Below are 19371 nucleotides of genomic sequence, written 5' to 3' on the forward strand. Positions count from 1 at the left end.
TCTGTTGAATGGAGACCAGCATGACCCAGACCCTGCGTGCGCAGGTGCTGATCGTGGGGGCCGGGCCGGTGGGCCTGACGCTCGCCATGGACCTCGCCCAGCGCGGCATCGCCGTGTTGGTGGCCGAGACCCGCCACCGCGGCGAGCCGCCCAATGTGAAGTGCAACCACGTGTCGGCGCGCTCGATGGAGATCTTTCGCCGCCTCGGTGTGGCCGGCGCGCTGCGCGAGGCCGGTCTGCCGGCGGACTACCCCAACGACGTGTCCTATCGCACCAGCTTCACGGGCGATGAGCTTTCGCGCATCCCCATCCCCGCGCGCCAGAGCCGCTACACGGCCACCGGCGGCCCCGACACCTGGTGGCCGACGCCCGAGCCGCCGCACCGCATCAACCAGATCTACCTGGAGCCCGTGCTGTTCGCGCACGCCGAGCGCCAGAGCGGCCTGCGCATCCTCAACCGCACGCGCATCGACGCCGTCGCGCAGGACGAGGCCGGCGTGCGCGCCACCGGCGTGAACCTGGACAGCGGTGAGGCCATCGAGCTGCGGGCCGACTACCTGATCGGCTGCGACGGTGGCCGCTCCCTGGTGCGCAAGAGCATCGGCGCCAAGCTCTCGGGCACCGACGAGGTGGGCCGCGTGCAGTCCACCTACTTCCGCGCGCCCGCGCTGCTGGGCCTGGCCAAGCACGGCCCGGCCTGGGCCACCTTCTCGCTCAACCCGCGCCGCTGTGGCAACGTCTACGCCATCGACGGGCGCGAGACCTGGCTGCTGCACAACTACCTCAAGGCCGACGAGGCCGACTTCGAGTCCGTTGACCGCGACTGGGCGATCCGCGAGATCCTGGGCGTGGGTCCGGACTTCCAGTACGAGATCATCAGCAAGGAAGACTGGATCGGCCGCCGCCTCGTGGCCGACCGCTTCCGCGACCGCCGCGTCTTCATCTGCGGCGACGCCGCGCACCTGTGGATCCCCATGGCGGGCTATGGCATGAACGCCGGCATCGCGGACGCGATGAACCTGTCGTGGCTGCTGGCCGCGCACCTGAACGGCTGGGCCGGCGAGGCCATCCTCGGCGCCTACGAGCGCGAGCGCCAGCCCATCACCGAGCAGGTTTCGCGCTTCGCCATGAACCACGCGCTGGCCCTGCAGGCCCAACGTGAGGGCGTGCCCGCGGGCATCGAGGACGCGGGCGAGGCCGGTGTGGCCGCGCGCGCCCGGGCCGGTGCCGCGCTGTACGAACTCAACGTGCGCCAGTACTGCTGCGGCGGCCTGAACTTCGGCTACTTCTACGACGACTCTCCGCTGATCGCCTACGACGGCGAAGCCGCGCCCGGCTACACCATGGACGGCTTCACGCCCTCCACCGTGCCGGGCTGCCGCACGCCGCACGTCTGGCTCGACGACGGCCGCTCGCTCTACGACGCGCTCGGCCCCGACTACACCCTGCTGCGCCGCGACCCCGGCGTCGACGTGCGCCCGCTCGAGGACGCGGCGCGCGCGCGCGGCGTGCCGCTGCGCGTGCTGGACCTGAGCCCGCGCGAGGCCGGCGCGCTCTACACGACCGCGTTGCTGCTTTCGCGCCCCGACCAGCACGTGGCCTGGCGCGGCGACGCGCCGCCCGCCGATCCGCTCGCGCTGATCGACCGCCTGCGCGGCGCCGCCGTGCCCGCCTGACACCATTCACCCCCAAGGAGACAAGCCATGAACCGCCGCCACGCCCTGACCCAGCTCGCCGCCCTGTGCGCCGCCAGCGCCGCGCCCGCCGCCTTCGCGCAGGCCGACAAGCCCATCACCATCGTCGTGCCCTACGCGCCCGGCGGCACCACCGACCTGCTGGGGCGCATGCTCGCGCAGCAGATGTCGCCCCTGCTGGGCCGCACCATGATCGTGGAGAACAAGCCCGGTGCCGGCAGCGGCGTGGGCGCGGCCCAGGTGGCGCGCGCCGCGGCCGACGGCAACACCCTGCTGGTGGCCACCAGCACCACGCTGGCCATCAACCCCTGGCTCTACAAGCAGCTCGCCTACGACCCGGCCAAGGACTTCGCGCCCATCGGCATGATCGGTGCCGTGCCGCTGCTGGTGGTGGTGAACCCCTCGCTGCCGGTCAAAAGCATCGCCGAGCTGGTGGCGCTGGCCAAGTCGCGCCCCGGTGGCCTGGTCTACGGCTCGGCCGGCAACGGCAGCCCGCACCACCTGGGCGCCGAGATGTTCAAGGCCGCCACCGGCGCCAACCTCAAGCACGTGCCCTACCGCGGCAGCGGCCCGGCCATCACCGACCTGCTCGGCGGCCAGATCGACCTGATGTTCAGCGACATCCCGCCCGCGCTGGGCCACGTCAAGGCGGGCAAGCTGCGCGCCATCGCCGTCACCTCGGCCAAGCGCCAGCCCGCCGTGGCCGAGGTCCCCACCATCGCCGAATCGGGCCAGGCCGGCACCAAGGACTTCGAGGCCGTGGCCTGGCAGAGCCTGGTGGCGCCGGCCGGCACGCCGCCCGAGTTCATCAACCGCTGCGCGCAAGCCCTGGGCAAGGTGATGCAGGACCCGGCGCTGCGCGCGCGCCTGGAAGGCGACGGCTTCGAGCCCGTGAGCGCCGCCATGAGCCCGGCGCAGCTGGCCGCCTACGTGCGCAGCGAGACCGAGCGCTGGGGCAAGGTGGTGCGCGCCTCGGGCACCACCATCGACTGACGGCCCCGGCTCGGGAAAACCCCAGAACGGGCTGGGGTAGGCGGATCGGGCGATTTCATTTAACATGTTAAATAAATCGCCATGGACCCGATCGACAAGACCTTCACCCACCGCAACCTCCCGCGCCTGCTGCTGCAGGCGCGGGAGGCGGTGATGCAGCACACGCGGCCCAGCCTGCGCGAGCACGGCCTGAGCGACCAGCAGTGGCGCGTGCTGCGCGTGCTGGGTGAACACGCGCGCGATCCCGCCGGCATCGAAACCGGGCGCATCGCGCGCGAGGCCTTTCTGCTGGGCCCCAGCCTCACCGGCGTACTCACGCGCATGGAGCGCGACGGCCTGATCGCGCGCGAGCGCTGCAGCCAGGACGCGCGGCGCACCGTGGTGCGCGCCACGCCGGCGGGCCTGAAGCTGGTGCGCAAGCTGTCCGCCACCATCGAGGCGCACTACGCCTGGCTGGAGGAGCGATTGAGCAAGGCGCGGCTCGCGCAGCTCTATGTGTTGCTGGACGAGGTGATCGCCCTCGAAGGCGACGTGGACGACAACCTGGATGAGGAGGCGGCATGACTGCCCATGGATGGGTGCCCACGGGCACCGTGTACGGCACGCTGCTGAACTTTCGCGGCGAATACGCGCACTGGCAGCCGCGCATGGGCGACAAGCCCTATGGCGGCGCGCCCAAGGCGCCCGTGCTGTACGTGAAGACGGCCAACACCTTCGCGCCGCACGGCGCCAGCGTGGCCCTGCCGGCGGGCGAGGTGGTCGAGGCATCGGCCAGCCTGGGCCTGCTGATCGGCGAACACGGCGCGCCCACGCACGCCCTGCTGGTCAACGACCTGAGCCTGGCGCACGAGAGTTACTACCGCCCGCCCATGAAGTTCCGCAACCGCGACGGCTTCCTGGGCCTGCCGCTGGAGCCCACGCCGCTGGCGGCGCTGGGCGGCATCGGGGGCCTGGCCGCGCTCGAGCTGGAGCTGCGCCTGCACGGCGTGCACCAGCAGACCACCGCGCTCAAGGACCTGGTGCGCGACATCCCCACGCTGCTGAAAGACGTCGGCGAATTCATGACCCTGCGCCCCGGTGACGTGCTGCTGATCGGCAGCGAGGTGCTGGCCGACGGCACGCGCCCGCGCGTGGCCGCCGGCGACGCGGTGGAAATCAGCGCACCGGGCCTCAAGCCGGTCCTGCAGCGCTTCGTGGCGGAGGAGGCGAGCGACGCCGGGCCGCCCCCCGTCGCGAGGGCCCCCTCGGGGGGCAGCGGCAGCGCCTTGGCGCAGAGCGTGGGGGCACGATTCTCATGAAAAGAGCCCGCATCGCCTGGGCCGGCGCGGTTCACGACGCCATCGAGCGCGACGGCCAGCTGGAGCTGCTCACGCCCGCCTTCAAGGGCCGCCGGGTTGCCGCCGACGAGGTGGTCTGGCTGCCGCCGCTGGCGCCCGTGCCGCGCCCGCGCACCGTGTTGGCCCTGGGCCTGAACTACGCCGACCACGCCAAGGAACTCGCCTTCAAGCCGCCCACCGAACCGCTGGCCTTCGCCAAGGGAGAAGCCTCGCTCATCGGCCACCGGGCGTTCACCGTGCGCCCGGCCGGCGTGGCGTTCATGCACTACGAGTGCGAGCTCGCGGTGGTCATCGGCCGCACCGCGAAACACGTCAAGCGCGGCGACGCGATGGACTTCATCGCCGGCTACACCGTGGCCAACGACTACGCGATCCGCGACTACCTGGAGAACTGGTACCGCCCCAACCTGCGCGTGAAGAACCGCGACACCTGCACGCCCATCGGCCCCTGGCTGGTGGACGCGGCGGACCTGCCCGACCCCATGAACCTCGCGCTGCGGACCACGGTGAACGGCACCGTCACCCAAAGCGGCAACACCCGCGACATGGTGTTCGACGTGCCCACGCTGATCGAGTACTTCACGTCCTTCATGACCCTGCAGCCCGGGGACCTGATCCTCACCGGCACGCCCGACGGCGTGGTCGACTGCCAGCCCGGCGACGTGGTGATCACGTCCATCGAGGGCGTTGGCGAACTGCACAACACCATCACCGCCCCCACGCTTCCCTAGGCCAGCCCCCATGACCATTCAGCATCTCATCAACGGCAAGGCCGTCACCAGCGCCGCCACCTTCGAGACCATCAACCCCGCCACGCAGGAAGCCCTGGCCGAGGTCGCCGCCGGCGGCGAGGCCGAGGTCAACGCCGCCGTGCAGGCCGCCAAGGACGCCTTCCCCGCCTGGGCGGGCCGTCCCGCCACCGAGCGCGCGGCCATCATGCGCAAGCTGGGCGAGCTCATCGCCAGGCACGTGCCCGAGCTCTCGCGCACCGAAACCGACGACACCGGCCAGGTGATCTCGCAGACGGGCAAGCAGCTGGTGCCGCGCGCGGCCGACAACTTCAGCTACTTCGCCGAGATGTGCACGCGCGTGGATGGCCACACCTACCCCACGCCCACGCACCTGAACTACACCCTGTTCCACCCGGTGGGCGTGTGCGCGCTCATCAGCCCCTGGAACGTGCCCTTCATGACGGCCACCTGGAAGACCGCGCCTTGCCTGGCCTTCGGCAACACGGCCGTGCTGAAGATGAGCGAACTGAGCCCGCTCACCGCTGCCCGCCTGGGCGAACTCGCCCTGGAGGCGGGTGTGCCGGCGGGCGTGCTCAACATCGTGCACGGCTACGGCAAGGACGCCGGCGAGCCGCTGTGCTCGCACCCCGACGTGCGCGCCATCAGCTTCACCGGCTCCACGGCCACGGGCAACCGCATCGTGCAGAGCGCGGGCCTGAAGAAATTCAGCATGGAGCTGGGCGGCAAGAGCCCCTTCGTGGTCTTCGAGGACGCCGACCTGGACCGCGCCCTGGACGCCGCCGTGTTCATGATCTTCAGCAACAACGGCGAGCGCTGCACCGCGGGCAGCCGCATCCTGGTGCAGCAGAGCATCTACGCCGACTTCGCGCAGAAGTTCGCCGAGCGCGCGAAGAAGATCGTGGTGGGCGACCCGCAGGACGACAAGACCATCATCGGCCCCATGATCAGCAAGGCCCACCTGGCCAAGGTCAAGAGCTACATCGAGCTGGGCCCGAAGGAGGGCGCCACGCTGCTGTGCGGCGGCCTGGACCGCCCAAGCTACGCGCCCGAACTGCCGGGCCGCGTGAAGGCCGGCAACTATGTTTGGCCCACGGTGTTCGCCGACGTGGACAACCGCATGAAGATCGCGCAGGACGAGATCTTCGGCCCGGTGGCCTGCCTGATCCCGTTCAAGGACGAGGCGCACGCCATCGAGCTGGCCAACGACATCCAGTACGGCCTGTCCAGCTACGTCTGGACCGAGAACCTCGGCAAGGCGCACCGCGTGGCGGCGGCCATCGAGGCCGGCATGTGCTTCGTCAACTCGCAGAACGTGCGCGACCTGCGCCAGCCCTTCGGCGGCACCAAGGCCTCGGGCACCGGCCGCGAGGGCGGCACCTGGAGCTACGAGGTGTTCCTGGAGCCCAAGAACGTCGCGGTGTCGCTGGGTTCGCACCACATTCCCCACTGGGGCATCTGAGATGGCGCGCGCGGTTGCCGCGCGCGCACACGGCACAAGGAGACAGCCATGGGCAAGTTAGCACTGGTCGCCAAGATCACCCACGTTCCCTCCATCGTCCTCAGCGAGATCGATGAAGGCCCGCGCAAGGGCACGCGCCAGGACGCGATCGACGGCCTGAAGGCGATCGGCCAGCGCTGCCGCGACATGGGCGTCGACACCTTCATCGTGTTCGACACCCACTGGCTGGTGAACGCCAGTTACCACATCAACTGCGCCAAACACTGGCAAGGCAACTACACCAGCAACGAGCTGCCGCACTTCATCAGCAACATGCCCTACGCCATCCCCGGCAACCCGGCGCTGGGCAAGCTGCTGGCCAAGGTGGCCAACGAGTGGAAGGTGGACACGCTCGCGCACGACGGCACCACGCTGGCGCCCGAGTACGGCACCCTGGTGCCCATGCGCTACATGAACCCCGACCAGCACTTCAAGGCGGTGTCGGTGTCGGCCCTGTGCATGGCCCACTACCTCAACGACAGCGCGCGCCTGGGCTGGGCCCTGCGCCGCGCCATCGAGGACGAGTACGACGGCACCGTCGCCATCCTCGCCAGCGGCTCGCTCAGCCACCGCTTCGCGCAGAACGGCCTGGCGCCGGAGTACGCCTTCAAGCTCTGGAGCCCCTTCCTGGAAACCATGGACCACGAGGTGGTGCGCATGTGGCAGAGCGGCGAATGGAAGGCCTTCTGCGAGATGCTGCCGGAGTACGCGGTCAAGGGCCACGGCGAGGGCTTCATGCACGACACCGCCATGATGCTGGGCGCGCTGGGCTGGAGCGAGTACGACGGGCATGGCGAGGTCATCACGCCGTACTTCGGCGCCTCGGGCACGGGCCAGATCAACATCGTCTTCCCGGTCACGCCGGTCACGGGCAAGGCCATTCCGCAGCCCCAGGCCTCCTCGGCCCAGGGCTTCCAGGCCGTCTCGCGGCTCTGAGGGGCGACGCCATGCCCCACCTCGTCATCCTCTACAGCGGCAACCTCGACCGACCCGAGGCCGAGGGCGGCACCGACATGCGCGCGCTGTGCCGCGCCCTGGCCGACGCCATGCTCACCATCCACGACGAAGGCGGCCGCCAGGTCTTTCCCACGGGCGGCACGCGCGTGCTGGCCTTCCCGGCCGCGCACTGGGCCATCGCCGACGGCGGCGACGCGGGCGAGGCCGCCGGCATGGGCCGCGACTACGCCTTCGTCTACCTCAACCTGCGCATGGGCCGCGGGCGCAGCGCCGCCGTGCAGAAGCGCTCGGGCGGCGCGCTCGAGGCCGTGGCGCGCCAGCACTTCGCCGAGCAGCTGAGCCGCCGGCCCATCGGCATCACCGTGCAGGTCGACGAAGGCCCCGAGGTCTTCGACGCCAAGATCAGCTCCCTGCATCCCCTCTTCACGCCCCTGCGATCGACCTGACCATGCTCGACGACGTCACCCTCCAGCAACTCGCCGCCGAACTCGACGAGTCCGCGCGCACGCGCACGCCGCTGCGCCACTTCTCGCAGCGCTTTCCCAGCATGACCATCGACGACGGCTACCGCGTGGGCCGTGCCTGGGTGGCGCTGCAGCGCGGGCGCGGCGACCCGGTCATCGGCCACAAGATCGGCCTGACCAGCCGCGCCATGCAGATCTCCAGCCAGATCGACGAGCCCGACTTCGGCACCCTGCTGGGCTCCATGAAGCTGGTGGCGCGGGCGGGCGAGGAGCTGGAGATCCCGGTGAACCGCTTCCTGTCGCCGCGCGTGGAGGTGGAGCTGGCCTTCGTGCTCAAGCGCGCGCTCTCGGGCCCGGTGACGGTGGAGCAGGTGCTGGCCGCCACCGAGTACGTGACGCCCGCCATCGAGATCATCGACGCGCGCATCGAGCAGTTCGACCGCGACACCAAGAAGCCGCGCAAGGTCTTCGACACCATCAGCGACAACGCGGCCAACGCCGCCATCGTCATCGGCGAGGGCGATGCCCGCTACCGCGCGGACCCGCTGAGCACCGACCTGCCCTGGTGCGGCGCCGCGCTCAAGCTCAATGGCGCGGTGGAAGAGACCGGCCTGGCCGCCGGCGTGCAGGGCCACCCGGCCATCGGCATCGCCTGGCTGTCGGAAAAGCTCGCGCCCTGGGGCGAGACCCTGCAGCCCGGGCAGATCGTGCTCGCTGGCTCCTTCACGCGCCCCGTGCCGGCCAAGGCCGGCGACCGCTTCGAGGCCGACTACGGCCCGCTGGGCGTGTTGCGCTTCCGCTTCGTCTGATTTTTTTGCCATGCAAACCCCCACCAACGTTTTCAAGCAGGCCCTGGCCGAGGGCCGCGCGCAGATCGGCCTGTGGGCCGCGCTGGCCAGCGCCTACAGCACCGAACTCATCGCCGGCACGGGGTACGACTGGCTGCTGCTCGACGGCGAACACGCGCCCAACGACGTGCGCAGCACGCTGGCCCAGCTGCAGGCCGTGGCCAGCGCCCAGCACGGCTTCGGTGACCAGCGCTCGCACCCGGTGGTGCGGGTGCCCGTGGGCACCGGCGATGTGGGCACCGCGCTCATCAAGCAGTACCTGGACATCGGCGCGCAGACCCTGCTGGTGCCCATGATCGACACGCCCGAGCAGGCCGCCCAGGTGGTGGCCGCCACGCGCTACGCGCCCCAGGGCGTGCGCGGCATGGGCAGCGCCCTGGCGCGCGCCTCGCGCTGGCAGGCGCACGCGCGCTACGTGCACGAGGCCGATGAACAGGTCTGCGTGCTGGTGCAGGCCGAGACCGTGACGGCCATGAAGCACCTCGACGCCATCGCCGCCACGCCGGGCGTGGACGGCGTCTTCATCGGCCCCGCCGACCTGAGCGCGAGCATGGGCCACCGCGGCAACGCCGGCCACCCCGAGGTGCAGGCCGCCATCGCCGACGGCATCCGCCGCATCCGCGCCGCGGGCAAGGCCCCGGGCATCCTGGCCACCACCGAGGCCGGCGCGCGCCAGTGGCTGGACGCCGGCGCGCTGTTCGTGGCCGTGGGCGCCGACAGCATGCTGCTGGCGTCCGCCGCCGCGCAGCTGCTCGCCCGGTTCAAGGGCCCGGTGGAGCAGGGCCCGAACACCTACTGATCCCCACCCCGAACCACACAGCAGAAGGAGACAAGACATGAACGCCGCCCTGCAAACCAGCACCGTGCTGCCACCCGGCATGCACGCCGACGAGTGGGCCGCGCGCCTGGAGCTCGCCGCCTGCTACCGCGTCTTTGCCATGCTGGGCTGGACGGAGATGATCTACAACCACATCACGCTGCGCCTGCCCGACAGCGTGACCGGGGGCGAGAAGCACTTCCTCATCAATCCCTTCGGTCTGCACTACAGCGAGGTCACGGCGAGCAACCTGGTGAAGATCGACCTGCAGGGCAAGGTGCTCGACGGGTCCACCCACCGCATCAACCCGGCCGGCTTCGTGGTGCACGCGGCCATTCACGACGGCCTGGAAGGCGCGCACTGCGTGATGCACACGCACACCACGGCCGGCGTGTCCGTGGCCTGCCTGAAGGACGGCCTGCAGCAGACCAACTTCTACACCGCGCAGCTGCACGGCCTGGTGGCGTACCACGACTTCGAAGGCATCACCATCCACGCCGACGAGGGCCCGCGCCTGCTCCGGAGCATCGGCGACAAGCCCGCGGTGATCCTGCGCAACCACGGCCTGCTGGCCTGGGGCGGCACGCTGCCGCAGACCTTCGCCATCCTCTGGACGCTGCAGCGCGCCTGCGAGATCCAACTCGCCACCTTCAGCATGGGCGGGCCGCAGGCCGCGATCCCGGTGTCCGAGGCCATCGCCGCCAAGTGCACGCGCGACTCCTTCCAGTTCGACCCCAAACACGGCGCCGGCCGCGACGTGTTCGACGCCCTGGTGCGCCAGGTCGACCGCATCGATTCGAGCTACCGGGCATGAGCGACACGATGAACCTGCGCACCGAGATCCGCAGCGTGGCCATTGTCGGTGCCGGCGCCATCGGCGGCTGGCTGGGCACGCGCCTGGCGCGTTCGGGCCGCCCGGTCAGCGCGCTGGCGCGCGGCGACACGCTCGCCGCGCTGCGCGCGCACGGCCTGCGTCTGCAACAGGGCGGCGAGCTGCTGCAGGCGCCGGTGCGCGCGTCCGAGCGGGCCGACGAACTCGGCGCGCACGACCTCGTCATCCTCGCGGTGAAAGCGCCGGCGCTGCCCGGCATCGCGCCCGCCATCGGGCCCTTGATCGGTCCCGGCACGGTGGTGCTCACGGCCATGAACGGCGTGCCCTGGTGGTTCTTCGAAGGCTTCGGCGGCGCCTTGCAAGGCACGCCGCTGCCCGTGGTGGACCCGGGCGGCGCCATGGCGCGCGCCGTGCCCGGCCGCCATGTGCTGGGCGGGGTGGTGCACGCCAGTTGCTCGCTCGACGCGCCCGGCCTGGTGCGCCACCACTTCGGCAACGGCCTGCTGGTGGGCGAGCCTTCCGGCGAGCCGAGCGCGCGCGCCCAGGCCGTGGTGGCCGCGCTGGGCGAGGCCGGCGTCGAGGCCAAGCTGTCGCCGCAGATCCAGAAAGACATCTGGTACAAGCTCTGGGGCAACATGACGGTCAACCCGGTGAGCGCCATCACCGGCGCCACCACCGACCGCATCCTCGAAGACCCGCAGGTGCGCGGCTTCATCAGCGCGGTGATGCTGGAGGCCAAGGCCATCGGCGCAAGGCTGGGTATCCCCATCGACCAGCAGCCCGAGGACCGCCACGCCGTCACGCTCAAGCTCGGCGCCTTCAAGACCTCCATGCTGCAGGACGTGGAGGCCGGGCGCCCGGTGGAGCTCGACGCCCTGGTGGCCGTGGTGGCCGAACTGGGCCGCCTGACCGAGGTGCCCACCCCCTTCACCGAGGCGCTGCTCGGCTTGGCGCGGCTGCGCGCGCGCACCCTTGGCCTGTACCCGGAACCGGCGTAACGCGCGCCGGCAGGGTTAGCCCGCTGGCGCGGCGGGCGGGCGTGTTTCCAGAATGGGCGCATGCCCGCCATCTGGTCCTTCGATGCCCCCGCGCCCGGCCAGGCCCTGAGCCCGGCCGCGGTCTCGGCCCTGCTCGACTGCGCGAGCGCGCCGCCCAGCGCCGCGCGGCTGCTGCGCGCCATCGACACGGTGGTGCCGGTGGAATACCTCTCGCTCGTCAACTTCCGGCGCGACACGCCCGAGCTGATCGAAGGCAGTTCGCGCCATCCCCCCGAAGGGCAGGGCCGTGACGTGGTGGCCGAGTGCTTCGCCATCTACCGCCGCAGCTACTGGCGCGCCGACGCGGTGATGCGCCTGGCCGACCGCGTGTCGCAGCGCCCGGCGCGCGAGGTGGCGGTGCTGCACTGCCGCGCCGACGAGTTGCCGGTGGCGGGCTGGCGCAACGAGATCTACAAGCGCGAGCGCCTGACCGAGCGCTTCACGCTGCTGCACGCGCCGGCGCGCGGGGCCGTGCAGGCCATCCACCTGTACCGCGACGAGCGCCAGGGCCTGTTCCGGCCCGATGAGATCCAGCGCCTGCTGGGCCTGGCACCGCTGCTGCGGCAGGCGCACCAGGCGGCCCTGAACGCCGACGGCGTGGCGGCGGACCGCGAGGCGCAGCTGGCCTTGTCACAACAGCGCCTGGCGCGGTTGGTGCCGGCGCTGTCGCCGCGCGAAGCCGAGGTGGTGGCGCGCATCGCCCGCGGGCTCAGCGCGGACGGCATCGCGGCCGAGCTGGACGTGGCGCCGTCGACCGTGGTGACGCTGAGAAAGCGGGCCTACGCCAAGCTCGCCGAGGCGGGGCTGCCGGCGGACCGGCTGCGGCTGGCGCGCTGGCTGGGCTGAAAAGGCGCCGCCTGCCAGCGGCGCGGGGTGGGCATCTGCAATCCCCCGTCCATCCCCTTCGAAGGGGACAGGCCGCCCCCCGGCGCCACCTAGCATGGCTTTCCCATCCCCACGAGGAGGAGACAAGGCCATGTGGCTGCGCAACTGCTGGTACGTCATCGCCTGGGACCACGAGATCCCGCCGGCCGATTCCCCCACCCTGTTCACGCGCACCGTGCTCGGCGAGCCGGTGCTGGTCTACCGCACGCAGGCCGGCGAACTGGTCGCCCTGGAGGACCGCTGCTGCCACCGGCACGCGCCGCTGTCGGTGGGCCGGCGTGAAGGCGATTGCGTGCGCTGCGGCTACCACGGCCTCAAGTTCGATCGGATGGGCCAGTGCGTGGAAGCCCCGGGCATCGAGATCATCCCGGCCAAGGCGAAGGTCAAGCGCTACCCGCTGGTGCTGCGCAACAAGTGGGTCTTCGTGTGGATGGGCGACCCCGCGCTGGCCGAGGACGCGCTGCTGCCCGACAACTTCAGCTGCGACTCGCCCGACTGGCAGAACCAACCCGGCTACCTGCACTACGGCACGCCTTACCTGCTGATCTGCGACAACCTGCTCGACTTCTCGCACCTGAGCTACGTGCATGAGAAGTCGCTCGGCGGCTCCACGCGCATCGCCCAGGCGCGCCCCAGCATCGAGCCCGTGCCCGGCCCGAACGCCGATTGGCCGCAGCTGGGCATCAAGGTCTCGCGCCTGGTGAACGACGTGCCGGCACCGCCCTTCTACCAGCGCTTTCGCCGCTTCGACACGAACCTGGACCGCTGGTTCGTCTACGAATTCCTGCTGCCCGGCACCTTGCTGATGCACTCGGGCGGGCGCCCCACGGGCAGCGCGCCCGATGCGACCGGCCCCTCGGTGCGCCTGCATTCCTGCCAGACGCTCACGCCCGAGACGGCGACCACCACGCACTACTTCTTCCAGCAGTCCCACCCCACGGGCGAAGGCGATCAGGCCGTCACGCAGAGCATCTACGACAGCCTGATCGGCGCCTTCAACGAGGACCGCGACATGATCACCGCGCAGCACCGCAACATCCAGCACAACCCCACGCTGTCCATGCTGCCCTTGGCCATGGACGCCGCGCTGATCCAGTTCCGCCGCCTGCTCGAGGCGCGCGTGCGCGCCGAGCAGCAGGCGCAGCAGACCCCTTCCCCCACCCAACCGGCCGCCCTGGCCTGAGCCGACACCACGGAGACAGACACATGACCCGCCAGACCTTCCGCCTCGCCCCGTTCGCCGCCGCCGCCCTGTTCGCCGCCAGCGGCGGCGCGCTCGCGCAGACCGTGCTCAACGTCTCCACCTGGCTGCCGCCCGCGCACGGCGCCACCATGGCGCAGAACCAGTGGTGCGAGGCGGTGGAGAAGGAGACCAAGGGCAGCGTGAAGTGCCACCTGCTGCCCAAGGCCGTGTCCGCGCCGCCCGGCACCTTCGACGCGGTGCGCGACGGCCTGGCCGACGTGTCGTACACGGTGGACGGCTACACGCCCGGCCGCTTCATCTTCACGCAGGTGGCCGAGTTCCCCTTCCTCGGCGACACCTCCACCGCCACCAGCGTGGCCTACCAGCGCATCTACGACAAGTACTTCGCCCCGCTGGGCGAGCACCGCGGCGTGAAGACCCTGGCGGTGTTCACGCACGGCCCGGGCATCATCTTCACGGTCAAGCAGCCCGTGACCAGCGCGGCCGAGGCCGCCAAGCTCAAGTTCCGCATTGGCGGCGGCAACATCAACGAGCTGTCCAAGCTCATGGGCTGGAACACCACGCTCAAGCCCGCCACCGATTCCTTCGAGCTGCTGTCCACCGGCGTGATGGACGGCACCTTCTTCCCCGACGAGTCGCTGCAGTCCATGCGCCTGGGCATGGTGAGGTACGCCACCACCTTCCCGGGCGGGCTCTACAACACCAGCTTCGTGTTCATGATGAACCAGGCCAAGTTCGATTCGCTCAAGCCGGAAGAGAAGGCGGCGATCACCAAAGTCTCGGGGGAATACGCCGCGCGCCTGTTCGCCGCCGGCTGGGACCGCACCGACGCCGCCTCCCGCGACATCCAGAAGACCACCGGCGTGCAGCGCCAGATGGCCAACGAGGCCTTCGTCAACGACGTGAAGGCCAAGCAGGCCCAGCTGGAAGACAAGTGGGTGGCGGCGGCCGAGGCGCGTGGCCTCAAGAACGCGCGCGCGGTGCTGGCGGAGTTCCGCGCGGAGACGCAGAAGCTGAAGTGAGCCGCCAATCCCTCGCGCTGGGCTAGCCCCCCAGCGCGGGAAACAGCTTCACCAGCCCCGCCGCCATCACCTCCACCGACAGGGCCGCGAGGATCAGGCCCATCAGGCGCGTCATCACGTTGATGCCGGTCTGGCCCAGGCCGCGCGCGATGGGCTCGGCCAGCGCGAAGCAGACCGCCGTGGCCAGGGCGATGACCACGCCGTAGCCCACCAGCATGGCGTGCTGGAAGAAGGTCTTGGCCTGGTCGGCGTAGATCACCACGGTGGACATGGTGGCCGGACCGGTGAGCAGCGGAATGGTCAGCGGCACCACGGCGACGCTGGTGCGCGGGGAGTCGGCGCTGAGGTCCTGATCGGTGGTCTTGGCCTCGGCCGGGCGCGCGTTCAGCATGGACAGCGCCGAGGTCAGCAGCAGCATGCCGCCGCCGACCTGGAAGCTGGCCAGCGAGATCGAGAAGAACTCCAGGATCTGCAGGCCCACCAGCGCGCAGGTGGCGATCACGGCGAAGGCGCTGAAGGCCGAGATCATCACCGTGCGCTGGCGCTGCTGGCGGCTGAAGCCCTGCGTGTAGTGGATGAAGAACGGCACGATGGCCAGCGGGTTGACGATGGCCAGCAGGGTGATGAGGGGTTTGAAGTCCATGGCGGCGGCGGATGAGCGCGCCGCATTGTGGCCGCCTTCAGGCCGTTTGGGCAGGGTGCCTCAGCCGGAACATGCCGTAGCCTTCCATGCGCAGCACCGGCTCGCCGTGCTGGTTGACCATCTCCCAGACGGTGCGCACCAGGCCCACGTCGGGGCGCTTGCCCATCACGCGTTTCTCGGTGATGGTGTGCTTGAGCGTGAGCGTGTCGCCGGGGAACACCGGCTTGAGCCACTTCAGGCTGTCCAGGCCCGGCGAGCCCAGGCTGGAGGTCTCGTGCAGGAAGTTGGTGACCATGAGCCGCATGGCCATGGCGCAGGTGTGCCAGCCGCTGGCGCACAGGGCGCCGAAGACCGAGTCTTTGGCGGCCTCGGGGTCCAGGTGGAAGGGCTGCGGGTCCCACTGGCTGGCGAAGGCCACGATCTCCTCGGCCGTGGGCGAGAGGCTGCCCAGGTCGCGCGTCTCGCCGACGCTCAGGTCTTCCCAGTACAGCTTGATGGGGGTTCGGCCGCCGGGCCGCCCCAAGGCCGAACGCGCCCCCTCGGGAGGCGGCGACCCGTGCAACGGCGGAGCGTGGGGGTCGTCCATTACCGGGCTCCGGACACGTCGATCAGGCTCATGGTGGTGTAGCTCGCGGCGTCGGACAGCAGCCAGACGATCAGGCTGGCCACCTCGTCGACCTGGCCGCCGCGCTGCATGGGCACCTGCGGGGCGAGCTCGCGCAGGCGGTCGGGCCGGCCGCCGCTGGCGTGGATGTCGGTGTCGATCAGGCCCGGGCGCACCGCGTTGACGCGGATGTTCTCGGCCGCGACCTCCTTGGCCAGGCCCACGGTGAAGCTGTCGATGGCGCCTTTGGACGCCGCGTAGTCCACGTACTCACCCGGCGAGCCCAGGCGCGCGGCCGCGCTGGACAGGTTGACGATGGCGCCGCCCGAGCCGCCGTGCCGGGGGCTCATGCGGCGCACGGCCTCGCGGGCGCAGAGCAGGCTGCCGATGACGTTGATGTCGAACATGCGCCGCCAGCGCACCATGTCCATGTCGTCGAGGCGCGCGCGCCGGTCCACCACGCCGGCGTTGTTCACCAGGCCGCCGAGGCGGCCGAGTTGGGTGTCGACCTGCTCGAACAGGCGCAGCACCTGGGCCTCGTCCGCCACGTCGGCCTGCACGGCCATGGCGCGCCCGCCGTCGGCGCGGATGGCGCGCACCACCTCGTCGGCCGCGAGCGGGTTCGCCGCATAGTTCACCGCCACGGCCCAACCCGCTTTCGCGGCCAGCCGGCAGGTGGCCGCGCCGATGCCGCGCGAACCGCCCGTGACCAGCAATACCTTGTCGCCCATTCCCGATCTCCTGCAACAGCCATTGCGCTTGCCGTACAAGGACAGCTTCGTCCTCGAACGAGGTCCATTACAACAGCCAAACGGAGACGGCATGCGTCGCACGGTCGACTACTACTTCGCCACCATGAGCCCCTGGGCCTACCTGGGACACGAACGCTTCGTGCGCCTGGCCAGCGCCGCCGGCGCCGAGGTGCGCGTGCGGCCCATGGACCTGGGCAAGATCTTTCCGCTGTCGGGTGGCTTGCCGCTGGGCAAGCGCGCGCCGCAGCGCCAGGCCTACCGGCTGGTGGAACTGCGCCGCTGGAGCGAGTGGCTCGGGCTGCCGCTCAACCTGCACCCGAAGCATTTCCCGGTGTCGGGCGACGCCTCGTGCCGGCTGATCAGCGTGGTGGCCGAGCGCGACGGCACCGAGGCCGCGCTGCGGCTGGCGGGCGCGGTGCTCGCGGCCGTGTGGGTGCAGGAGCGCGACATCGCCGACGCCGACACCCTGGCCGTTCTGCTGCACGAATCTGGCCTGGACGCCGCGCGGCTCGCACAATCGCAGGCCGAAGAAGGCCGGGCCCTGGCCGACGCCCACACCCAGGCCGCCATCGACGCGGGTGTCTTCGGCGCGCCGGCCTACGTCATCGATGGTGAGGTCTACTGGGGCCAGGACCGGCTCGACTTCGTCGAACGCCGCCTGCAGGCCTGATCATCGGTCCATTCCACACCCACAAGGAGCCAGCGCATGAGCGAAACCATCACCCTCAAGGCCGCCGACGGCCATGCCTTTCCCGCCTACATCGCCCGCCCCGCCGGCCCGGCCAAGGGCGGTGTCGTGGTGCTGCAGGAAATCTTCGGCGTCAACTCGCACATCCGCTCGGTGGCCGACCGCTACGCCGCGGCGGGCTACTTCGCCGTGGCGCCCAGCACCTTCTCGCGCATCGGCAAGGGCGATCTGGAGATCGGCTACACCGAGGCCGACATGAAGGAGGGCATGGGCCTGAAGGCCGCCGTGGAGGCGCTGCCCGCGCCCGGCGTGATGCCGGACATCCAGGCCGCGATCGACCATGCCGCGCAGGCCGGCAAGGTCGGCATCGTGGGCTACTGCTGGGGCGGCCTGTTGACCTGGCGCGCGGCCTGCACGCTCAAGGGCCTGAGCGCGGCCGCGCCCTATTACGGCGGCGGCATGACCACGCCCGAGGAGGCCGCGCGAAAGCCCCAGGTGCCCGTGATGGCGCACTTCGGCGACCAGGACCACTGGATCCCGCTCGACACCGTGGAGGCCTTCAAGAAGGCCCAGCCCGGCGCCACCGTGCACGTCTACCACGCCAACCACGGCTTCAACTGCGACCAGCGCGGCTCGTACAACGAAGCGGCCGCCACGCTGGCGCGCGAGCGCACGCTGGCCTTCTTCGCCCAGCACCTGGGCTGACATGGCGCAGCCCCGCCGCGCGTCGCGCGTCGCCCCTCGAGGGGGCGGCACCCGCGGCTCGGCCCAGCCGGTTCCGCGGCGCCGCTGGCTGGGGCTTGTGCTGGCGGGGGTGGTCGGCAGCGCCGCCGCGCAGTACCGCGGCCCCCTGTTCGACGCCCACCTGCACTACAACGTCGAGGCCTGCGGGCACGCCGCCGCGCCCGGGCCCGAGTGCCCGCACCCCCTGGTCGATGTGCTGGACCGCCTGCAGCGCAACGGGGTGCGCGCCATCCTGGCCAATTCGCGCCCCAACGACGGCACGCGCGCCCTGGCCCAGGCGGGCGAGCAGGCGCGGGCCGCTGGCGTGGCCGTGGTGCCCTTCGTGCGGCTCTACCGCGACCGCGCCGACTACAACAACTGGTTCCGCGACCCGAGCATCGTGGACATGGTGAACGCCGAGCTCGCGCGCGGCACGCCCGCCGGCCCCTACCGTGGCCTGGGCGAATTCCACCTGTACGACAGCGCCAACGCCGATGGCCCGGTGGCCAGGCAGCTGATGGCCCTGGCCGATCAGAAGGACTTGGCCATCCTCGCCCACGTGGACGACGTGGCGGTGGAAAAACTCATGGGCCACACGCCCTCCAAAGGCCGCCAGACGCGCCTGATCTGGGCGCACACGGGCATCGGCGGATCGTCCGTGGCGCGCGTGGACGCGCTCTTCGCGCGCTTTCCGCGGCTGCACGGCGAGCTGTCCTACCGCCCCGGCCTCACCTGCGGCGAGGGCACGCTCTGCCCCGAGTGGCGCGCGCTGCTGCTCAAGTACCCCGACCGCTTCCTCATCGGCTCGGACACCTGGGTCAACCAACGCTGGCTGCAGTACGACGGCCTGATGCAGGGCTACCGCGCCTGGCTCGGCACGCTGCCGCCCGAGGTGGCGAAGAAGATCGCCTGGGACAATGGCGCCGCGCTGTTTGGCCTCACCGAACCAAGCCCCCGATGATCCGACTGCACTTCTACCCCAGCACCGCGGCCATGGTGCCGCACATCCTGCTCGAAGAGCTCGGCGTGCCCTACGAGCGCCTGCTCATCGACCGCGAACACGGTGCGCTCGATTCGCCCGCCTACCGCGCGCTCAACCCCAATGGCCTGATCCCCGTGCTGGAGGACGGCGACTTGGTGCTTTATGAAACGGCCGCCATCGGCCTGCACCTCGCCGACACGCACCCCGAGGCGAAGCTGATGCCCGCCCTGGGCACGCGCGAGCGCGCGCACGCCTACAAGTGGCTCATGTGGCTCACCAACACCCTGCAGGCCACGCTCATCGTCTACTTCTACCCGCACCGCTGGGTGAACGAGGCGGGCGGCGCCAGCGAGGCCGAGGTGAAGGCCGTGGCCAAGCGCCGCGTGGGCGTGCTGCTCGACCGGCTCGACGCCGAGCTGGCGCGCCACGGCGGCCCCTGGTTCCTGGGCGAGGCCCATTCGCTGCTGGACGCCTACGCCTTCACCCTGTGCCGCTGGACGCGGCACTTCTCGCCCGATTCGCCGGTGCGCCCCGCGCGCGAGCGGCCGCACCTGGGGCCTTACCTGCGGCGCGTGCTGGAGCGCCCGGCGCTGCGGCGCGTGATGGCCAACGAAGGCCTGGCCGAGCCCTACGTCTGAA

At 70.9% G+C, this 19371-nt stretch carries 22 protein-coding genes; 19 read left to right on the forward strand and 3 right to left on the reverse strand.

Going from position 1 to position 19371, the window contains the following annotated elements:
- Positions 1 to 20: 20 nt before the first annotated feature.
- From BHU06_RS16260 to BHU06_RS16330, 15 genes are all read left to right on the forward strand, one after another.
- The gene (locus BHU06_RS16260; RefSeq protein ID WP_070400253.1) at positions 21 to 1676 is read left to right on the forward strand and encodes an FAD-dependent oxidoreductase; all 1656 of its coding nucleotides are present in this window, start codon (positions 21 to 23) and stop codon (positions 1674 to 1676) included.
- A 27-nt stretch (positions 1677 to 1703) separates the two neighbouring features.
- Entirely contained in the window at positions 1704 to 2687 is a 984-nt protein-coding gene (locus BHU06_RS16265) for a tripartite tricarboxylate transporter substrate binding protein (protein ID WP_070400254.1), read from the forward strand.
- Between the two features lie 81 nt (positions 2688 to 2768).
- Positions 2769 to 3251, forward strand: coding sequence for a homoprotocatechuate degradation operon regulator HpaR (gene hpaR, locus BHU06_RS16270; RefSeq protein WP_070400255.1), 483 nt, complete (start codon positions 2769 to 2771; stop codon positions 3249 to 3251).
- Complete coding sequence (locus BHU06_RS16275) at positions 3248 to 3985, forward strand: fumarylacetoacetate hydrolase family protein (RefSeq protein ID WP_254668188.1); 738 nt, start codon at positions 3248 to 3250, stop codon at positions 3983 to 3985. Before hpaR ends, BHU06_RS16275 begins: the two co-directional genes overlap by 4 nt.
- Positions 3982 to 4755 (forward strand): fumarylacetoacetate hydrolase family protein, encoded by a 774-nt coding sequence (locus BHU06_RS16280; RefSeq protein WP_070400256.1) that lies wholly within the window; start codon positions 3982 to 3984, stop codon positions 4753 to 4755. The genes BHU06_RS16275 and BHU06_RS16280 overlap by 4 nt, the downstream gene beginning before the upstream one ends.
- A gap of 10 nt (positions 4756 to 4765) precedes the next feature.
- Positions 4766 to 6235 (forward strand): 5-carboxymethyl-2-hydroxymuconate semialdehyde dehydrogenase, encoded by a 1470-nt coding sequence (gene hpaE, locus BHU06_RS16285; protein WP_070400257.1) that lies wholly within the window; start codon positions 4766 to 4768, stop codon positions 6233 to 6235.
- 48 nt (positions 6236 to 6283) lie between these two features.
- Positions 6284 to 7210, forward strand: a complete 927-nt coding sequence (gene hpaD / locus BHU06_RS16290; protein ID WP_070400258.1) for a 3,4-dihydroxyphenylacetate 2,3-dioxygenase — start codon at positions 6284 to 6286, stop codon at positions 7208 to 7210.
- Positions 7211 to 7221: 11 nt separating this feature from the next.
- Positions 7222 to 7677, forward strand: coding sequence for a 5-carboxymethyl-2-hydroxymuconate Delta-isomerase (locus tag BHU06_RS16295; protein WP_070400259.1), 456 nt, complete (start codon positions 7222 to 7224; stop codon positions 7675 to 7677).
- A gap of 2 nt (positions 7678 to 7679) precedes the next feature.
- Complete coding sequence (gene hpaH / locus BHU06_RS16300; RefSeq protein ID WP_070400260.1) at positions 7680 to 8504, forward strand: 2-oxo-hept-4-ene-1,7-dioate hydratase; 825 nt, start codon at positions 7680 to 7682, stop codon at positions 8502 to 8504.
- A gap of 10 nt (positions 8505 to 8514) precedes the next feature.
- On the forward strand, positions 8515 to 9342 hold the full coding sequence (locus BHU06_RS16305) for an aldolase/citrate lyase family protein (RefSeq protein ID WP_070400261.1): 828 nt from the start codon (positions 8515 to 8517) through the stop codon (positions 9340 to 9342).
- Between the two features lie 37 nt (positions 9343 to 9379).
- Positions 9380 to 10174, forward strand: a complete 795-nt coding sequence (locus BHU06_RS16310; protein ID WP_070400262.1) for a class II aldolase/adducin family protein — start codon at positions 9380 to 9382, stop codon at positions 10172 to 10174.
- Positions 10171 to 11190 (forward strand): 2-dehydropantoate 2-reductase, encoded by a 1020-nt coding sequence (locus tag BHU06_RS16315; protein ID WP_254668189.1) that lies wholly within the window; start codon positions 10171 to 10173, stop codon positions 11188 to 11190. Before BHU06_RS16310 ends, BHU06_RS16315 begins: the two co-directional genes overlap by 4 nt.
- A 60-nt stretch (positions 11191 to 11250) precedes the next feature.
- Positions 11251 to 12075: a LuxR family transcriptional regulator gene (locus BHU06_RS16320; RefSeq protein ID WP_070400263.1), complete on the forward strand. Its 825-nt coding sequence runs from the start codon at positions 11251 to 11253 to the stop codon at positions 12073 to 12075.
- A 130-nt stretch (positions 12076 to 12205) separates the two neighbouring features.
- Positions 12206 to 13297: an aromatic ring-hydroxylating dioxygenase subunit alpha gene (locus tag BHU06_RS16325; RefSeq protein WP_070400264.1), complete on the forward strand. Its 1092-nt coding sequence runs from the start codon at positions 12206 to 12208 to the stop codon at positions 13295 to 13297.
- 23 nt (positions 13298 to 13320) lie between these two features.
- Positions 13321 to 14340 (forward strand): TRAP transporter substrate-binding protein, encoded by a 1020-nt coding sequence (locus BHU06_RS16330; protein ID WP_070400265.1) that lies wholly within the window; start codon positions 13321 to 13323, stop codon positions 14338 to 14340.
- Between the two features lie 22 nt (positions 14341 to 14362).
- On the opposite strand, the gene BHU06_RS16335 is transcribed toward BHU06_RS16330, so the two are convergent.
- From BHU06_RS16335 to BHU06_RS16345, 3 genes are read right to left on the reverse strand one after another with little or no spacing between them, the layout of a single operon-like run.
- Complete coding sequence (locus BHU06_RS16335) at positions 14363 to 14983, reverse strand: MarC family protein (RefSeq protein ID WP_070400266.1); 621 nt, start codon at positions 14981 to 14983, stop codon at positions 14363 to 14365.
- Between the two features lie 37 nt (positions 14984 to 15020).
- Positions 15021 to 15569 carry a MaoC family dehydratase gene (locus tag BHU06_RS16340; RefSeq protein ID WP_239478233.1) on the reverse strand — a complete coding sequence of 183 codons (549 nt, stop codon included), beginning with the start codon at positions 15567 to 15569 and terminating at the stop codon, positions 15021 to 15023.
- Complete coding sequence (locus BHU06_RS16345; protein WP_070400268.1) at positions 15569 to 16318, reverse strand: SDR family oxidoreductase; 750 nt, start codon at positions 16316 to 16318, stop codon at positions 15569 to 15571. The genes BHU06_RS16340 and BHU06_RS16345 overlap by 1 nt, the downstream gene beginning before the upstream one ends.
- A gap of 91 nt (positions 16319 to 16409) precedes the next feature.
- Here BHU06_RS16345 and BHU06_RS16350 point away from each other — a divergent pair, with 91 nt between their 5' ends.
- The 4 genes from BHU06_RS16350 to BHU06_RS16365 are packed head-to-tail and all read left to right on the forward strand — an operon-like array spanning position 16410 to position 19370.
- Positions 16410 to 17009: a 2-hydroxychromene-2-carboxylate isomerase gene (locus BHU06_RS16350; RefSeq protein WP_070400269.1), complete on the forward strand. Its 600-nt coding sequence runs from the start codon at positions 16410 to 16412 to the stop codon at positions 17007 to 17009.
- A gap of 36 nt (positions 17010 to 17045) precedes the next feature.
- Entirely contained in the window at positions 17046 to 17732 is a 687-nt protein-coding gene (locus tag BHU06_RS16355) for a dienelactone hydrolase family protein (RefSeq protein WP_070400270.1), read from the forward strand.
- 1 nt (position 17733) lies between these two features.
- A complete protein-coding gene (locus tag BHU06_RS16360; RefSeq protein ID WP_139147092.1) occupies positions 17734 to 18711 on the forward strand; it encodes an amidohydrolase family protein in 978 nt (325 codons plus the stop codon).
- Positions 18708 to 19370, forward strand: a complete 663-nt coding sequence (locus tag BHU06_RS16365; RefSeq protein ID WP_070400271.1) for a glutathione S-transferase family protein — start codon at positions 18708 to 18710, stop codon at positions 19368 to 19370. The genes BHU06_RS16360 and BHU06_RS16365 overlap by 4 nt, the downstream gene beginning before the upstream one ends.
- Position 19371: the final 1 nt, after the last annotated feature.

Source organism: Hydrogenophaga sp. PML113 (genome assembly GCF_001777155.1).
In the GTDB taxonomy this organism is placed as follows: domain Bacteria; phylum Pseudomonadota; class Gammaproteobacteria; order Burkholderiales; family Burkholderiaceae_C; genus Hydrogenophaga; species Hydrogenophaga borbori.

What these genes read in the sequence shown, in the direction of transcription:
- BHU06_RS16260 (WP_070400253.1), top strand. Translation starts at nt 21, where the DNA reads ATGACCCAGACCCTGCGTGCGCAGGTGCTGATCGTGGGGGCCGGGCCG.
- BHU06_RS16265 (WP_070400254.1), top strand. Translation starts at nt 1,704, where the DNA reads ATGAACCGCCGCCACGCCCTGACCCAGCTCGCCGCCCTGTGCGCCGCC.
- hpaR (WP_070400255.1), top strand. Translation starts at nt 2,769, where the DNA reads ATGGACCCGATCGACAAGACCTTCACCCACCGCAACCTCCCGCGCCTG.
- BHU06_RS16275 (WP_254668188.1), top strand. Translation starts at nt 3,248, where the DNA reads ATGACTGCCCATGGATGGGTGCCCACGGGCACCGTGTACGGCACGCTG.
- BHU06_RS16280 (WP_070400256.1), top strand. Translation starts at nt 3,982, where the DNA reads ATGAAAAGAGCCCGCATCGCCTGGGCCGGCGCGGTTCACGACGCCATC.
- hpaE (WP_070400257.1), top strand. Translation starts at nt 4,766, where the DNA reads ATGACCATTCAGCATCTCATCAACGGCAAGGCCGTCACCAGCGCCGCC.
- hpaD (WP_070400258.1), top strand. Translation starts at nt 6,284, where the DNA reads ATGGGCAAGTTAGCACTGGTCGCCAAGATCACCCACGTTCCCTCCATC.
- BHU06_RS16295 (WP_070400259.1), top strand. Translation starts at nt 7,222, where the DNA reads ATGCCCCACCTCGTCATCCTCTACAGCGGCAACCTCGACCGACCCGAG.
- hpaH (WP_070400260.1), top strand. Translation starts at nt 7,680, where the DNA reads ATGCTCGACGACGTCACCCTCCAGCAACTCGCCGCCGAACTCGACGAG.
- BHU06_RS16305 (WP_070400261.1), top strand. Translation starts at nt 8,515, where the DNA reads ATGCAAACCCCCACCAACGTTTTCAAGCAGGCCCTGGCCGAGGGCCGC.
- BHU06_RS16310 (WP_070400262.1), top strand. Translation starts at nt 9,380, where the DNA reads ATGAACGCCGCCCTGCAAACCAGCACCGTGCTGCCACCCGGCATGCAC.
- BHU06_RS16315 (WP_254668189.1), top strand. Translation starts at nt 10,171, where the DNA reads ATGAGCGACACGATGAACCTGCGCACCGAGATCCGCAGCGTGGCCATT.
- BHU06_RS16320 (WP_070400263.1), top strand. Translation starts at nt 11,251, where the DNA reads ATGCCCGCCATCTGGTCCTTCGATGCCCCCGCGCCCGGCCAGGCCCTG.
- BHU06_RS16325 (WP_070400264.1), top strand. Translation starts at nt 12,206, where the DNA reads ATGTGGCTGCGCAACTGCTGGTACGTCATCGCCTGGGACCACGAGATC.
- BHU06_RS16330 (WP_070400265.1), top strand. Translation starts at nt 13,321, where the DNA reads ATGACCCGCCAGACCTTCCGCCTCGCCCCGTTCGCCGCCGCCGCCCTG.
- BHU06_RS16335 (WP_070400266.1), bottom strand. Translation starts at nt 14,983, where the DNA reads ATGGACTTCAAACCCCTCATCACCCTGCTGGCCATCGTCAACCCGCTG.
- BHU06_RS16340 (WP_239478233.1), bottom strand. Translation starts at nt 15,569, where the DNA reads ATGGACGACCCCCACGCTCCGCCGTTGCACGGGTCGCCGCCTCCCGAG.
- BHU06_RS16345 (WP_070400268.1), bottom strand. Translation starts at nt 16,318, where the DNA reads ATGGGCGACAAGGTATTGCTGGTCACGGGCGGTTCGCGCGGCATCGGC.
- BHU06_RS16350 (WP_070400269.1), top strand. Translation starts at nt 16,410, where the DNA reads ATGCGTCGCACGGTCGACTACTACTTCGCCACCATGAGCCCCTGGGCC.
- BHU06_RS16355 (WP_070400270.1), top strand. Translation starts at nt 17,046, where the DNA reads ATGAGCGAAACCATCACCCTCAAGGCCGCCGACGGCCATGCCTTTCCC.
- BHU06_RS16360 (WP_139147092.1), top strand. Translation starts at nt 17,734, where the DNA reads ATGGCGCAGCCCCGCCGCGCGTCGCGCGTCGCCCCTCGAGGGGGCGGC.
- BHU06_RS16365 (WP_070400271.1), top strand. Translation starts at nt 18,708, where the DNA reads ATGATCCGACTGCACTTCTACCCCAGCACCGCGGCCATGGTGCCGCAC.